This is a genomic window from Polaribacter sp. KT 15, from assembly GCF_900143115.1.
GTDB lineage: Bacteria > Bacteroidota > Bacteroidia > Flavobacteriales > Flavobacteriaceae > Polaribacter > Polaribacter marinaquae.
This window is the reverse complement of sequence record NZ_LT670850.1, coordinates 3,033,998-3,049,287: the sequence shown is the minus strand read 5'-3', so window position 1 is coordinate 3,049,287 and position 15,290 is coordinate 3,033,998. Positions and strand designations below refer to the sequence as shown.

Annotated in this window: 18 protein-coding genes; 11 read left to right on the top strand and 7 right to left on the bottom strand. The window is 29.0% G+C overall.

All coding sequences use genetic code 11. The annotated features are described in order from the left end of the window. Positions 1 to 39 precede the first annotated feature (39 nt). Positions 40 to 720 carry a hypothetical protein gene (locus B5464_RS13505; protein ID WP_079738812.1) on the top strand — a complete coding sequence of 227 codons (681 nt, stop codon included), beginning with the start codon at positions 40 to 42 and terminating at the stop codon, positions 718 to 720. A gap of 65 nt (positions 721 to 785) precedes the next feature. Here the strand turns inward: B5464_RS13505 and B5464_RS13500 are convergent, their stop codons facing one another. The 4 genes from B5464_RS13500 to B5464_RS13485 form a co-directional block, all read right to left on the bottom strand. After that, complete coding sequence (locus tag B5464_RS13500) at positions 786 to 1,301, bottom strand: hypothetical protein (RefSeq protein ID WP_079738811.1); 516 nt, start codon at positions 1,299 to 1,301, stop codon at positions 786 to 788. A gap of 1 nt (position 1,302) precedes the next feature. After that, complete coding sequence (locus tag B5464_RS13495; RefSeq protein WP_079738810.1) at positions 1,303 to 2,214, bottom strand: AraC family transcriptional regulator; 912 nt, start codon at positions 2,212 to 2,214, stop codon at positions 1,303 to 1,305. A 9-nt stretch (positions 2,215 to 2,223) separates the two neighbouring features. Further along, positions 2,224 to 3,174 carry an SDR family oxidoreductase gene (locus tag B5464_RS13490; RefSeq protein ID WP_079738809.1) on the bottom strand — a complete coding sequence of 317 codons (951 nt, stop codon included), beginning with the start codon at positions 3,172 to 3,174 and terminating at the stop codon, positions 2,224 to 2,226. A gap of 704 nt (positions 3,175 to 3,878) precedes the next feature. Then, entirely contained in the window at positions 3,879 to 4,691 is an 813-nt protein-coding gene (locus B5464_RS13485; RefSeq protein WP_079738808.1) for an RDD family protein, read from the bottom strand. A gap of 22 nt (positions 4,692 to 4,713) precedes the next feature. On the opposite strand from B5464_RS13485, the gene B5464_RS13480 reads away from it, so the two are divergent. The 9 genes from B5464_RS13480 to B5464_RS13440 all read left to right on the top strand — a co-directional run bounded on the left by B5464_RS13480 (position 4,714) and on the right by B5464_RS13440 (position 12,550). Then, the gene (locus B5464_RS13480) at positions 4,714 to 5,679 is read left to right on the top strand and encodes a stage II sporulation protein M (protein ID WP_079739028.1); all 966 of its coding nucleotides are present in this window, start codon (positions 4,714 to 4,716) and stop codon (positions 5,677 to 5,679) included. Next, positions 5,679 to 6,380, top strand: a complete 702-nt coding sequence (locus tag B5464_RS13475; protein ID WP_079738807.1) for a hypothetical protein — start codon at positions 5,679 to 5,681, stop codon at positions 6,378 to 6,380. Before B5464_RS13480 ends, B5464_RS13475 begins: the two co-directional genes overlap by 1 nt. Beyond that, positions 6,381 to 7,592, top strand: coding sequence for a hypothetical protein (locus B5464_RS13470; RefSeq protein WP_079738806.1), 1,212 nt, complete (start codon positions 6,381 to 6,383; stop codon positions 7,590 to 7,592). 2 nt (positions 7,593 to 7,594) lie between these two features. After that, on the top strand, positions 7,595 to 8,614 hold the full coding sequence (locus tag B5464_RS13465; protein WP_079738805.1) for a MoxR family ATPase: 1,020 nt from the start codon (positions 7,595 to 7,597) through the stop codon (positions 8,612 to 8,614). Between the two features lie 20 nt (positions 8,615 to 8,634). Further along, positions 8,635 to 9,969: a DUF58 domain-containing protein gene (locus tag B5464_RS13460; RefSeq protein ID WP_079738804.1), complete on the top strand. Its 1,335-nt coding sequence runs from the start codon at positions 8,635 to 8,637 to the stop codon at positions 9,967 to 9,969. Positions 9,970 to 9,996: 27 nt separating this feature from the next. Beyond that, positions 9,997 to 10,395 (top strand): DUF805 domain-containing protein, encoded by a 399-nt coding sequence (locus tag B5464_RS13455; RefSeq protein WP_079738803.1) that lies wholly within the window; start codon positions 9,997 to 9,999, stop codon positions 10,393 to 10,395. A gap of 12 nt (positions 10,396 to 10,407) precedes the next feature. Next, positions 10,408 to 10,842, top strand: coding sequence for a DUF805 domain-containing protein (locus B5464_RS13450; RefSeq protein ID WP_079738802.1), 435 nt, complete (start codon positions 10,408 to 10,410; stop codon positions 10,840 to 10,842). A gap of 21 nt (positions 10,843 to 10,863) precedes the next feature. Continuing rightward, entirely contained in the window at positions 10,864 to 11,238 is a 375-nt protein-coding gene (locus tag B5464_RS13445; RefSeq protein WP_079738801.1) for a DUF805 domain-containing protein, read from the top strand. 109 nt (positions 11,239 to 11,347) lie between these two features. Then, complete coding sequence (locus tag B5464_RS13440; protein ID WP_079738800.1) at positions 11,348 to 12,550, top strand: multidrug effflux MFS transporter; 1,203 nt, start codon at positions 11,348 to 11,350, stop codon at positions 12,548 to 12,550. Between the two features lie 4 nt (positions 12,551 to 12,554). Here the strand turns inward: B5464_RS13440 and B5464_RS13435 are convergent, their stop codons facing one another. Further along, positions 12,555 to 13,100 carry a DUF4251 domain-containing protein gene (locus B5464_RS13435; RefSeq protein ID WP_079738799.1) on the bottom strand — a complete coding sequence of 182 codons (546 nt, stop codon included), beginning with the start codon at positions 13,098 to 13,100 and terminating at the stop codon, positions 12,555 to 12,557. A 109-nt stretch (positions 13,101 to 13,209) separates the two neighbouring features. On the opposite strand from B5464_RS13435, the gene B5464_RS13430 reads away from it, so the two are divergent. Beyond that, positions 13,210 to 13,917: an RluA family pseudouridine synthase gene (locus B5464_RS13430; protein WP_079738798.1), complete on the top strand. Its 708-nt coding sequence runs from the start codon at positions 13,210 to 13,212 to the stop codon at positions 13,915 to 13,917. 166 nt (positions 13,918 to 14,083) lie between these two features. On the opposite strand, the gene B5464_RS13425 is transcribed toward B5464_RS13430, so the two are convergent. Next, positions 14,084 to 14,269 (bottom strand): CPXCG motif-containing cysteine-rich protein, encoded by a 186-nt coding sequence (locus tag B5464_RS13425; RefSeq protein ID WP_231963609.1) that lies wholly within the window; start codon positions 14,267 to 14,269, stop codon positions 14,084 to 14,086. Continuing rightward, the gene (locus B5464_RS13420) at positions 14,269 to 15,273 is read right to left on the bottom strand and encodes an NADP-dependent oxidoreductase (protein WP_079738796.1); all 1,005 of its coding nucleotides are present in this window, start codon (positions 15,271 to 15,273) and stop codon (positions 14,269 to 14,271) included. The genes B5464_RS13425 and B5464_RS13420 overlap by 1 nt, the downstream gene beginning before the upstream one ends. Between the last annotated feature and the right edge of the window lie 17 nt (positions 15,274 to 15,290).

The window sequence follows — 15,290 nt, the reverse complement described above, 5'->3', positions numbered from 1 at the left end:
TTGAACTTCTAATAAGTAAATAACATAAAAGCTACGAAAATGAAAAAAATAATATTTATTTTATTTACAGTGATTTCCCTTTCTATTTACTCTCAACAAATTGAATTTGAAAAAGCATTAGGAAAAGAAAATGTTGAAACTCTGAATTCTCTGATTGAAGATTTTGAAACAAAAACATTAAAAAATGAATACCCAAACCTAAAAACCGAAAATGCTTACAAGACATTTTTAAAGGATATTTTAAAGTATAACTATTCTATTTTGGAAAATGAAATATTTCCAGAAAGTAAATTAAAAATGCATATTTATTGTGTACCTGATTCTACTTGGGTTAAAGAAAGAGAACTTTCAGCTGGAGCTGGGAAAAAAAGTAGAATGGATAAGTCACAATACATAACAAAATACAAATGTTTGAATCCAAAAGGAAAAGTTATTTATTCTGGGTCTGCTTATTTTTATAGTAACGAAATAAAAAAAGCACTAAAACTTGTAGAAAATCAAAAAGATGACGTTCAAATTAATTTGAATAGCATTTATCTAAAAGCTTTGGAAGAAATCCCAAATAAATCAAAATTCGTCAAATATTATTTAAAAAATATTAAAATGACAGGTGCCCCAATTCATCCTTTTTGGATGTCTAATTATATATTTAAAAATAATGTTGAAATCAATGACTACTTTACAAAAAGGTTGATATTCATAAATATGTTTTATAAATAAATAACGTTTGCCAACACCTTGTATAAAAAATTGATAAATTTGGCTTAATCAAAGGTTGTATATAGTTATTTTTTTATTTCATTTTGAATATCCACTAGTTTCAATTCTTTATAGTAGTTTTCTATTCTTGAGTGCGCAGTTCCGTCAACTAATAAAATGACTATTAACATTGCAATAGCTGTAATACAAATTGCTCTCGAGGTAGGTGTGTTTACAAACAGCATTATTAATGCGGCTATGATAATTAATATTGGAATTACTTTAAATACAACTGTATATTCCTTTAAGGTACTTTCTGAACGTTCAATTTCAGATTGATAAAAAGCAAAAGCGTCTTCATTATAATGTTTTTCAAATTGTTTAACTCTTTGAATGTTCGTGTAATTAAGACCGCTACCAATTATTAAAAGTAATATACCTGCCACTAATGTTGGAATGATATAGGCTTTTGCCAAATCTGTTTTTCCTAATTGCCAAAATCCAACACTTGCAAATAAAAACCCAATAGAAAATAAGATAAAAAAACGTGTTGAAAATACTTCGGATTTTGCCCATTCTGTTGCTAATTTTAATAGTTCCATTTTAATTTAGTTTGTATTTTTCTCTGTATTCTGTAGGACTTATGCCTTCTTTCTTTTTAAATAGTCTCGAAAAATAAGGCGGATATTCAAATCCTAATTCGTAAGCCACCTCTGAAATACTTTTATTGGGTTGTAAAAGTATATTTTTAGCCTTGTCTATTAAGTGTAAGTGTAAATGTTCGGTTGTAGTTTTACCTGTTTCTTTTTTTAAAGTGTCACTTAAATAACGTTGTGAAAAGGACATTTTATCTGCAATTTGCTCAATACTTGGAATTCCTTTTTCTTGTAATTGTCCAGACTCTAAATATACAGTTAAATGCCTATTGAATTGCTCTAACAAATTATTGGATATTTCTTTTCTATTTAAAAATTGCCTTTCATAGAAACGATTGGCATATTTTAATAACGTGTCTAATTGCGAAATGATTATTTGTTTGCTAAAAGCATCTTGGTTATTTTGATACTCAATTTCAATATTTTTAACAATAGATTCTATCTGTTTTTCTTCTTTAGGCGAAAGGTGTAAAGCTTCATTTACAGAATACGAGAAGAAACCATATTTTTTAATTTGTTCTGCCAATTCTGTGCCTTTCAAAAAATCTTCGTGAAAGTTTATCGAAAACCCTTTTTGTTCAAAAACTACGCTGCTATCCCATTGCAAGACTTGTCTTGGTGCAATGAAAATCAAAGCACCATTTGTGAAATCATATTTAGTTCTGCCGTAGTTTAAATTCCCTTCTACATATTTTTTAAAACTTATGGAATAACAATCGTTTGTAATTGGTGGCGAACTTTGTCTTGGACAAGGCAGATGCCCATCTTCTTTAGAGTTAAAAACGCTCAACATAGGGTGTTCTGGTCTTGGTAATTCCAAATAATCTAAATACGATGATAATGTTTTAAAATGTTGCATACTACAAATTTAAATATTCCATTTTACACCTGTCTCTTTTTCAGAAATTTTCCATAGACGCTTTGCCACTAATTTATCTTTAGCGTGCGTTTCTATTTTGTGAGCGCCAACTGGTCCTACCCAATTGCTTCTTCCTGTTGGTCCATAAAAACCGCTTTGGTCTAAATTTGGTTCTGTTGCACACATTAATTGCGGATAAGCCCCTTTTTCTGCTGACTGTGTTAATGGAGATAATTTCATCAAATTAAAGATGAATTTCATCATAAAACTACCACTTGTGTTTATCAAGTTGGTTCTCGAAGAACCAGGATGACACGCATAGGCTTTAACTTCTGTTTTTCCTGCTGCTTTTAATCTATCTTGTAATTCGTACATTGACATTATTTGAGCCAATTTACTTTGACTGTAAGCATTGTTAGGCGTATAGTCTTTATCCCAATTTAAGTCCTCAAATTTTATGGTTTTAATGCCCATATCGTACCCCATACTTCCAACGGTTACAATACGTCCTTTAGATTTTTCAATAAGAGGAAACAATAAAGCTTGTAATGTCCAATTTCCGAAATAATTCGTTCCCATCTGGCTTTCCCAACCGTCTACTGTAAGGGTTTGTTTTGGTACTTGGGCAATTGCTGCATTACAAATAAGCGCATCTATTTGAGAAACTGTTTTTAATACTTCTGTTGCTGCTTTTTTTACAGAAACTTGCTTAGACAAATCCATTTGAATGTTTATTACATCAATATTATTTCCCATTTCTTGTTTCAACATTGCAATAGTGTTTTCTGCTTTTTTAGGATTTCTATTAAGCATAACCACTCTTGCACCTTTTGATAGTAATATTTTCGCTGCTTCAAATCCTGTTCCGCTTGTAGTTCCTGTTATAACGTATGTTTTACCATATAATTCTTCAATCCTTTCTGGTGTCCAACCTTTTTTACCAAATTGATTTGTATTCATTTTATCTATTTTTTAAGGTTAAAATTTTAATACAAAGGTCGGGTAGTAGTGGTCTTAATTCCTTATACATATTTTCAGATGTTGGATACTTTTTGGTTAAAGTTCTTATTACAAGCAATATGGTTGTATATGTTTTGTATTTGAAGTAATTAACTTAGTAAATAATTACTTACGAATAAAGTCCGAGAGATTTTATGCAGATCGAGTAGAAATAAGCAATTAGTTATAGACGATGTTGGCGGTTATAAAACTTATAGATAAATAGTATTCAAATTAATTTGAATGTCATCTTTTTGATTTTTTACAAGTTTTAGTGCTTTTTTCATTTCGTTATTATAACAATAAGCTGACCCAGAATAAATAACTTTTCCTTCAGGATTTAAATATTTTTTTTCCAAAAGATTTAAAGATTTAAAGATTTAATGTGTTTGTTTAAAATCTTTAATTAAAGAATTTAGAGTTTCAATATTTTCTATACCTAATGTTTTCTAAAAATTGCTATCAAATAAATCTAGAAGTTAAATATCCGTAATTTCTTTTAACATAATTGTTGACGATATGATTCTAAAGAAGTCATATCTACAATTATGTATAAATAGCCTGAAAAACGGCTATACAAAAATCACTATATATTTGTTATATAATTTATATTATGTTAAATAGAATATTTCAAACCATACTTCTATTTCTATCAAATATAATAATTACATGTTCTGAGTGTAAAAATTATAATCTTTTAAAACAACAGATATAAACTCTCTATCACTTTTATGAATAGATTTAATCTGGGTAACTTCTATAATCTTAGTACGTAATTTTATTAAAGTTTTATAATCATTAAATTTAATAGCAGTCTTAAATGTATTTTTAATTATTCGTGCATCATTATCAGACAATTTAATCACGTTCGGATATGTTGGTACGTATTTATCAGCTAATTCTTCTAAAATGGTTTCAGAAAACTTTACTTCATCCTTTAAATAAATAACAACGGTATTCGCAATGATATCTCCAAATCGTTGATTATTGGGTGTAAATAATATCAGTAATAATCCTACTAACTTCCCTACAACAAATGTCAATCCTAAAAGAAAATCAGAATCATCAATGGTAATAGATTGTATATATACCGCTAAAAGTATAAATAAATTAAAATCTACTATTCGTAAAAACCAACGCATTGTATAATCAGAAACCGAAGGTTTAAATCCATCTACATTTATTACTTTAACATGTAAAAGCTTCTTTCCTAATGTTTGTCCATCCATTAAAATTTCTGAATATAATGTGTAAAAAGTAACCGGAATTAAGACTAAAATTCCGACCGCTTGTACCGTCCAAGTATCACCAGAAAATGTTTCTTCTACCGCTTGAAAATCAAATACATAATACACAAAATAGATGTAAGCAAACTTAAGAATATTGTCAAATAAAAACGCTAATAACCTTTGACCAACGTTGGCTACCGTAAAATTTATATTTATATTTTGTGCGGTTTTTATTTGGAGTGTTTTCATGCAATGGTTAAATTCGCTCTTAATGAGAGAGGTCGCTTTTATAAAGCAAAATAAAGAAAAATGGCTCGAATTTGAACAAGTTATTTCAAATAAAACGAAAAAAAGTCCAGATGACATTGCCAACTTGCATATAAAAATCATGAATGATTTGGTATATGCCCAAACGTATTACCCAAAAAGTAAGGTTACTTCGTACTTAAACAAATTAGCTAAAAGCAGTTTCGACAAAGTTTATCATTCTAAAAGAAGAGATCACAATATATTTTTATATTTCTTTTTTGACAAGGTGCCACTTCTCTCCTATCAATACAGAAAATTCTTTTATTTATCATTTGCTTTTTTCTTTGTGTGCTTTTTTATCGGTTTACTTTCTACTTTTAATGATGATAGTTTTGCTAGACAAGTTTTAAGTGACGAATATATAGATCAAACACTAGAAAATATAGAAAGTGGTGATGCTATGGCGATTTACAAAGGCGGTAGTAATTGGGGTACTTTTATTGGTATTTATAATAACAACCAAAGAGTTGGCCTAAATATGTTTCTTTCTGGATTGTTTCTAGGAATTGGAACGGGTTATTATGTTGTGATGAACGGAATAATGGTTGCCGTATTTCAGGCATTCTTTTACCAACAAAATAGTTTTTTTGATAGTATTAAAGGAATCTGGATTCATGGTACTTATGAAATCTTCGGAATGATTATCGAAGCTGCAACAGGTTATATTATTGGTGCAAGCATTTTGTTTCCAGGAACATTAAAAAGATTAGAATCTTTTAAAAAAGGCGTAAGAAATGCTTTTTACATCTTTTTAAGTACCATACCATTTACAATTATGGCTGCTTTTTTAGAAGGTTACGTTACAAGATATTCTAATATTATGCCAACTTTTTTCTGCTTTGCAATCATTCTTTTTTGCTTAGCAACCATTAGTTATTACTATTTAATTTTGCCTTTTAAAGTGGCTAGAAAACATCAATTAAGATAATGAAAAAAGTTATTTTATTATTGATGATTTTTATAAGTTCAATTGCCAAAGCGCAAGAAGAAAAGCTTGATAGTATTGTAAAGTACAAAGACACAACCAAATACATTAAAAGTATTGAATACAGTACCTTAAGAACTTTTTCTGATAGTTTACACACAAAATACTCAGGTAAAGATTTTATTTACACAGAAGAAAAAGAAAAGAAAAGATCTAATACCGATTTAAGTTTTTTAACAAGTATTGCCTCTTTTTTAAAAGTAATTTTTCCATTTTTATTAGGAGGAATTGTAATTTTTATCATCTTAAAAGTGGCTCTTGGTTCTAGAATTGGTTTTTTCAATTTTAAGAAAAATCCTAAAAAAACAGCAGAAAAACTAATTTATGAAGAAGATGATATTAATGAATTAGATCTAAATGCACTTTTAGAAAAAGCAATACAAACAGAAAATTATAAATTAGCTATTCGTTATTATTTTTTAAAAACATTAAAAGCACTTGCTACCAAAAAACTAATTAATTACCATAAAGACAAAACGAATTCAGAGTACAAATTTGAACTTAAAAAAGGTACAATTAGAAATCAATTTTCTTATTTAACTTATGTATATAGCTACGTTTGGTATGGCGATTTTGGCGTGTCTAAAGATGAGTTTTCTATATTACAAACTAAATATGAATCATTTATAAAAAACATTTCTTAAATGATGTACTTTAAAAACATATTTAGATTTTTTTTAATTGTTACCTTGGTTTTTATTACAGGTTGTACAAAAACCAATTGGAATGAAAATTACAGAGAAAAAGAAAAAAGTCCGTTTGGAAATTATATAATCTCAAAAGAAGCTTCTAACTTATTTCCAGATACAGATGTTACGATTCTTAAAGAAAATTTTTACGACACAACTATTTTTTCTTTTGATGGCGATACAATCAGTAAACAAAATTATGTTTTAATAAAAAATAGTGCTTTTAAACAAACTAAAGAAGGTACTAAATCTTTGTTAGAGTTTGTGTCTAAAGGAAATGCTGCATTTATATCTTTACATTATTACAATGCTGATTTTAAAGAAGCTTTAGAGTTTAGCATCAATAATTTAGATAAAAACACTTTTGGAAATCAAAATTTAAAAAATTTAAACGGAGAATTTTACCTAAAACATCCTGATTTTGGTAAAAAACCATATTTATATTCAAGAAATATTAAAAGAAATTATTTTTTACAATACAACGAAGGTAAAACGATGGTTTTAGGTACAACAAAGATAGATGGCGAAGAAGTACCTAATTTTGTAAAAATCTATCATGGTAAAGGTGCTTTTTATTTACACACAAACCCTATTGTATTTACAAATTACTATTTATTAGAAGGTAAAACAGATTACGTGGCCAACCTACTCTCCTATTTACCAAACAATAAAGTTTTATGGGACGAGCATATTAAATCGAGTGAATTTTCACAGAATCCAGATGATAAACCATCCATTTTTAATTATTTCTTAAAACACCCAACGCTTACTTGGTTTTTATATGTATCAATAATTGGCTTACTATTTTTTATGCTCTTTAATGCGCGCAGAAAACAAAGAGCTATACCTGTTCTAAAACCTTTAGAAAATACCACTGTTGCTTTTACCCAAACAATTTCTAACTTGTATTTAAGCGAAGAAGATCATAAGAATTTAGTTGATAAAAAAATTACATTTTTCTTAGAAAAGATTCGTTCGAAATACTTAATTGACACAACAATTTTAAATGCTGATTTTATTAAAAAACTAGCAGCAAAATCTGGTAACGAACTGCAGAAAACAAAATACTTAATACATACATTTATTACTTTAAATAAAAAGACAGAATGTTCTAAAGAACAATTAATTGTATTGCATAAAATGATAGAAAATTTCTTTAAAAAATAACTATGGAATCTTTAAATACAGCACAACCAAATTCATCAGAAGAAACGAATAATATCGAGTTTAAAAATCGATTAGATGTAAGTGAATTACAAGAAAATGTTTTTAAAATTAAAGAACAATTGCAAAAGGTAATTGTTGGGCAAAAAGACATGTTAGAACTGTTAATTGTTGCCTTATTATCTGATGGCCACGTTTTAATTGAAGGTGTGCCTGGTGTTGCCAAAACAATTACTGCAAAACTGTTATCTAAAACTATTGCTGCAGATTTTAGTAGAATTCAATTTACGCCAGATTTAATGCCTTCGGATATTTTAGGAACTTCGGTTTACAATCTACAGACCTCTGAATTTGAGTTTAAAAAAGGGCCTATTTTTTCGAACATGATTCTTATTGATGAAATTAATCGTGCACCTGCAAAAACCCAAGCTGCTTTATTTGAAGTGATGGAAGAAAAACAGGTAACTATTGATGGTAAAACCTATAAAATGGAAGAACCTTTTATGGTTTTAGCTACGCAAAATCCTATAGAACAAGAAGGTACTTATAGATTACCCGAAGCGCAATTAGATCGTTTTTTATTCAAAATAAATGTAGCATATCCAAATGCAGAAGAAGAATTTGAAATCATATTAAAAGAACAAGCCTTAAATAATACCACAAAATCTAGTAAAATAGAAACTGTAATTTCTGCCTCTAAAATTAAAGAATTTAGAAATTTGGTAAATCAAATAGCAATAGAAGAAAATTTATTAAAATACATTGCTAATATTGTTGTAAACACAAGATCTAATTCTTTTTTATACTTGGGCGCTTCACCAAGAGCAAGTATTGCTATCTTAAATGCATCTAAAGCATTTGCAGCCATAAGTGGTAGAGATTTTGTAACACCAGAAGATGTTAAAAAAGCGACAATACCTGTTTTACAACACAGAGTTATTGTAACACCAGAAAGAGAAATGGAAGGTTTAGGAAGCAAGCAAATTATAGAGCAAATTATAGAAGCTGTAGAAATACCAAGATAATTTAAAGAGAAAACCAAACCTTGAAAAACTTTTACAATTCACTCTTTTTAAACAATAGATTTTTCTATTTATTAGGTACAATTGCAGCACTTTTTGTTGTTGGCTTTTTTATACCCGTATTTTTCGAAATTTCTAAAGTGCTACTTTTTATACTTTTAACAATTTCGTTAATTGATGTAATTCTTTTGTATAAATTAAAAAATGGTATCGAATTTTCAAGAAATTTACCCGAAAGATTATCTAACGGAGATGTGAATACTATTCGTTTGAACTTTACAAATACTTATGGTTTTAAAGCGCATTTAAATATTATTGAAGAGTTACCCTATCAGTTTCAAAAAAGAGATGCCAATTTCAATTTAAACATTGCTACTGGTGATAATAAATCCCTTTTTTATGATTTAAAACCTAATCAAAGAGGAGTTTACAACTTCGGAAAAACAAACATTTATACGAATACTCCACTACAATTAGTAACTAGAAAATATGTTTTAGGAGAGGAGAAAATCTTAAAATGTTATCCTTCATTTTTAAAACTAAAAGAATTCGATTTTAAAGCTTTTACCAACAGCACAGTATCTTACGGCACAAAAAAAGTGAGAAGAATTGGGCATTCTTTAGAGTTTGAACAAATTAAAGAATATGTTTCTGGAGACGACATTAGAACTTTAAACTGGAAAGCAACAGCAAAAAGTAATCAACTGATGGTCAATCAGTATGTAGAAGAAAAGTCGCAACCTGTTTATGCTATAATCGATAAAGGTCGTGCAATGCAAATGCAATTCAATCAGCTTTCTTTATTAGATTACGCTATAAATGCTACACTTGCAATTAGCAATATCGTTTTAAGAAAACAAGACAAAGCCGGAATGTTATCTTTTTCTAAAAAATTAGAAGATTGGATTGTTGCTGAAAAAAGGAATTCTCAAATGAATTTGATTTCTGAATCTCTATACAACCTTAAAACTGATTTTTCTGAATCTGATTTTAGTACGCTATACGCAGTTATAAAAAGAAAAATTACGCACAGAAGTTTGTTAATTATCTATACAAACTTCGAAACTATGGATGGTTTAAACAGGCAACTACCCTATTTACGTGCTTTAGCAAAAAATCATTTGGTATTAATTATATTTTTTAAAAACACCGAATTGCAAGCTCTAATTAATACAGATACAGACAATATACAAGATGTTTACGACAGTATTATTGCAGAAAAGTTTATGTATGAAAAGGTTAGAATTGTAAATGAGTTGAAAAAATACGGAATTCAATCTGTTTTAACTGCACCAGAAAATTTAACAGGAGATGTTATTAATAAATATCTTGAATTAAAATCTAGAGGATTGTTCTAAAAAAACTATTTTCGTCAAAAAAAAGCAATGAATTATTATAAGTACTGCATAAAAAACTATGCAAATTTTTCTGGTCGTGCTAGAAGAAAAGAATATTGGATTTTTCTTCTTTGCAATCTAATTATATTTACAATACTTGGGTTTCTTGCAGAGTTTATAAATACATTTACTTCAACTAACGAAGGTTTTTTATTAATAGGTATTTATGGTCTATTTATAATTACACCACATTTAGCTTGTGCAGTTAGAAGATTACATGATGTTAACAAATCTGGTACTTATTGGTTTGTTCGCTTTATTCCGTTAATTGGGCCAATTTGGCTCTTAATTTTGTTTTTAGAAAATAGCTGGGAAGGACAAAATAAATACGGAATGAACCCGAAGAAAATAGATGCATCAGAATTAGAAAATATAGGAAAAGAATAAAAACAAAAAACTATGGATTGGTATTTAAAAGTATTAAAAGATTATTTTAAATTTTCTGGCAGAGCTAGAAGAAAAGAATATTGGATGTTCTTTTTATTTCATTATTTGTTTACAGGGCTATTATTGTTTCTTTTTATATATTCTAACGAAAATCTTTTTGATTATAGCCAAGAGTTTGAAACCGAAAACACTTCATATCTATTTTTAATACTTCTATTAATTTATACATTAGCTACCATTATACCTTCTTTAGCTGTAAGCTCAAGAAGAATGCACGATTTAGGTAAAAGTGGCGCATGGTTTTTTATCAACCTTATACCGTACATTGGTGGTTTTTGGTTTTTGATATTAACTTGTATGGAAGGCGAAAATAAAGTGAATCAATATGGAGAAAATCCGAAAGGAATAAACAATAACAGAGAAATAGATTTTATAGGAAAAGAATAAATTTACTTAAAAATAAGAAAAATGAATTGGTATTTAAAAGTTTTAAAGCAGTATGCAGATTTTAAAGGAAGAGCAAGAAGAAAAGAATATTGGATGTTTGTATTGATAAATTCAATAATATCATTTTCGCTTAAGTTTATAATGCATGGTTCATTGGTTTCTCCCGAAACATCGCTTATTGAAACCATATATTCTATTGCAGTATTTTTACCCTATTTAGCTGTAGGAGTTAGAAGAATGCACGATGCTGGTAAAAGTGGTTGGTTTTTATTGATTCCTTTTTACAACTTGTATTTATTAGCTTGTACTGATAGTGAAAATGGTGAAAATAAATGGGGATCAAACCCAAAAGGTTTAGGAAACAGCAATGAAATAGATTTTATTGGAAATGAATAATTTCTTTAATTTATACATAATAAAAAGGACTGCAATTTTGTAGTCCTTTTTTTTATGTAAAAAACGAATATTTACAGAATTATAAAAGTGAATAAACTACTTTTGCCGAATGGAAATTAGACAAAAATCTGAAATAGAATTTATTATTGTAATGGCTTCTTTAATGTCTTTAGTGGCATTAGCTATAGACGCTTTATTACCTGCAATAACAGATATTGGTCTGTCTATTAATGTGACAGATTCTCAGAATAATCAGTTATTAATTACCATGATTTTTCTAGGTTTAGGTTTTGGACAGTTAATTTCAGGTCCGTTATCAGATAGCTTTGGTAGAAAACCTGTAATTTATGTAGGTTTTATTGTGTTTGCTTTTGCAAGTTTGGTGTGTATTTTTTCTAAAAATTTAGAAATGATGATATTTGGTAGAATTCTACAAGGTATTGGTCTTTCTGCACCCAGAACTATAAGTATTGCAATGGTTAGAGATCGTTTTAGCGGTAATTATATGGCTAAAGTAATGTCTTTTGTTGTGGTCATTTTTATTCTAGTTCCTGTTGTTGCACCTGCTATTGGTAAAATAATGTTAGATTCTTATGGCTGGAAATCTATTTTCTACAGCCAGTTAGTGTTTGGTTTGTTTGTAATGCTTTGGCTTTGGAAAAGGCAACCAGAAACACTAAAAGTAGCAAATAGAAAAAAATTTAAATTATCTTTATTTATTTCGGGAACAAAAGAATTTATAAAACATAAAAACGCTGTAATTTTTACTTTATTCTCTGGTTTTATAACTGGCTCTTTTATGGTGTATTTAAGTGCAAGTCAGCAAATATTCGAAAAACAATATCATTTAAAAGAAGAATTTCCGTTTATTTTTGCAGGTTTGGCAATTAGCATTGGTATTGCAACATTCTTAAACGGAACTTTAGTTGTGAGATTAGGAATGTTTAAATTGGTTAAAATTTTTACAGTATTATTTACACTTATTCCAATTATCTACATATCGATATTTTATGGTGAAAGCAACCCAAGTATTTATGTGTTGATAACATTTTTTGCTATACAATTTTTTGCAATTGGCTTTTTATTCGGAAATACGCGTGCTTTGGCCATGGAACCTATTGGTCATATTGCTGGTATTGGTGCAGCAATTAATGGTTTTTTCTCTACCATAATGGCAGTTCCTATTGCTACATATATTGGTGGATTTTTAGACAAAACTGCATTACCATTATTTATAGGTTTCTTTATCTGCGGATTAATTGCTCTTTGCTTAATTCAGTATTTGAATATTGCTAATAAGAAAGCAAGTTAAAAACTTAGTTGTCAATGTTTTCGGTTAATACTTTCCAATTTCCATTATAATAAATTGTTGATCTATGACTGCTATTTACATTCAAACTACAATTGCTGTTTGGGTATAAAGTTAACGTAGCATTGTAACCTTCGTCTTTTGCATTTAAAGTATACTTTAAAATATAAGCTCCTTTTTTAGCATCAAAAGTTTTTTTAACAACCTTTGGCTTGCCTTCAAATTTAATTCCTGCATCTGCGTTGTAACCTCTAGACAATTGCTGCTGACCGTAAAAAGGCAAATCTACATGAACACTATCACTTTTAATTCTAAAAAAATTAGCATTTCCAGATAAATTAATATTATTTGTAGAGCTACCTGGCGGTAATAAATTTTCTAATCCTCTTACATTATTATTTAACCCCATTGGCTGCGCCCAATCAAAAATTGCTTCTATATTTTTACTAGCTACGGTTTCTTTTAAATTATCAATTTCTGCTTGTGTAGCGGTACTTTTTAAACTAGAACAACCAAAGCAAAAAACTAATAAACTCACCAATACTATTCTCATAATTAAATATTTTATTGATTATTAGGTATCTAAATTTACAAAAAAGGAATTTAAATTCATTTAAAGATATCACAAATTAAATGGTATTTTTGAAATCTAAATAATAGAAATGAGTGTACACATTATTTTTGAAGATGATTATATCTTATGCGTTAGTAAACCTAACAATGTTGTAGTTCATCATGCGCATCACTCTAGAAACGTTGCTGATGAAGCTTCTCTTTTACAATTAGTTGAAGCATTGAAAGGAATAAAAACGTACCCAATACATCGTTTAGACAGAAAAACATCTGGTATTATTTTATTAGCAAAAGAAAAACAATACGTTTCTAAGTTTCAAGAATTGTTTACTAATAATCAAATTGAAAAAACATATTACGGTTTGGTTAGAGGATTTGCTCCAGAAGAAAAAATAATAGATTCGCCAGTAAAAGGACGTGATGCTAATGTACACAAAGATGCATTAACAGTTTTAAAAACTTTAGAAAAGGTAACGCTAGAAATCCCTGTAAAACCTTACGATTCTTCTCGTTATAGTCTAATTGAAATGAAACCTAAAACAGGTAGAATGCATCAATTAAGAATTCATACCAATAAAATTAGCAATCCGTTGATTGGCGACCCAAAATATGGCGATAAAAACCACAATGTAATGTTTGAAAACAACTTTGGTTGGTGCAAAATGTTTTTACACGCTGGTAAATTAGAATTTAATCATCCTTTTTCTGAGGAATTCTTAAGTTTAAAAGCAAAGTTTCCGGAAGATTGGCAGCATGCTTTTAAAGAATTTTCTTGGAAAAATCCATTAACAAATTAAGCACTTAAAATCGGTATAGAACTGTTGTTTCCAGAATTTCTTAGCCCTGATAGAGCGGTTTGTTTGAGCTCTTTTTAGATTGTTTTTATAAAAAGATATTTTTATAAAAACAATCTAGCGAAGCGAAAAAAAGCGAGTAGCGAAAGCAGGAAATAGCTTCTAAAAATTATTGTTCGATACTTTGTGCATTAAAGGCTATTAATTCTCCTGCCTCAAAAGTTGGTGTAACTTCTATAGGATTACAGCAAACCTCACAATCTTCTATATAGGTTTGCTGATGTACGCTTGCATCTAAAATCATCGATACTTCTTCCCAACAATATGGGCATTGAAAAAAATGCTCTTGCTCCACTACTCTTTTACTTTTAAAACTAATTTTCCGTTTTTATTACCCGTAAAAAGTCTATTATAGGTTTCTTGAAAATTTTCAATTCCGTTGTAAATATCTTCTTTCGATTTTAGTTTTCCTTCTTGTAACCAGCCACTCATTTCTTTTACAGCTTTACCAAAATCTTTAGTATAATCCATTACCATAAGACCTTGCATTGTAGAACGTGTTACTAACAATGATAGATAGTTACTAGGGCCTTGCACTTTGCTTTTGTTGTTGTATTGAGAAATTGCTCCACATATAATTACTTTTGCATGCATTCTTAATTTGCTTAACGCTGCATCTAGTATTACACCACCTACGTTATCAAAAAAGACATCGATACCTTTAGGACATTTCTTTTTTAAGGCAGAATAAATATTCTCGTTTTTGTAGTCTATAGCATCATCAAAACCTAACTCATTTACAATGTAGTCGCATTTTTCTTTTCCACCAGCAATACCAATTACTGTACAGCCTTTTATTTTAGCTATTTGCCCAACAATGGCACCTACAGCTCCTGCAGCACCAGATACCAAAACGATATCTCCTTGTTTAACTTTTCCTACTTCTAAAATACCAAAGTACGCTGTCATTCCTGGCATACCTAAAGTACCCAAATACATTGGCATTGAGGCCAAACTTTCATCTACTTTAAACCAACCATCTCCGTTTGTAATAGAATATTGTTGTACGCCACCCCAACTTGTTACACAATCTCCCACTTCAAATTTTGGATTGTTATTTGTTTTGATAACTTTACCAATAGCACCTGCACGCATAACGTGATCTAATGCTACTGGCGGAATGTATGATTTTGAATCATTCATCCAACCGCGCATTGCTGGGTCTAATGATATATAATGATGTTCTATTAAAATTTCTCCGTCTTGTAACTCAGTAATTTCATTACTTTCTAATTGCCAAGTATTTTCATCTGGATAACCTTTTGGTCTATTTTTAAGTATAACTTGTTTGTTAATCATGAATACTAATTTTTAAC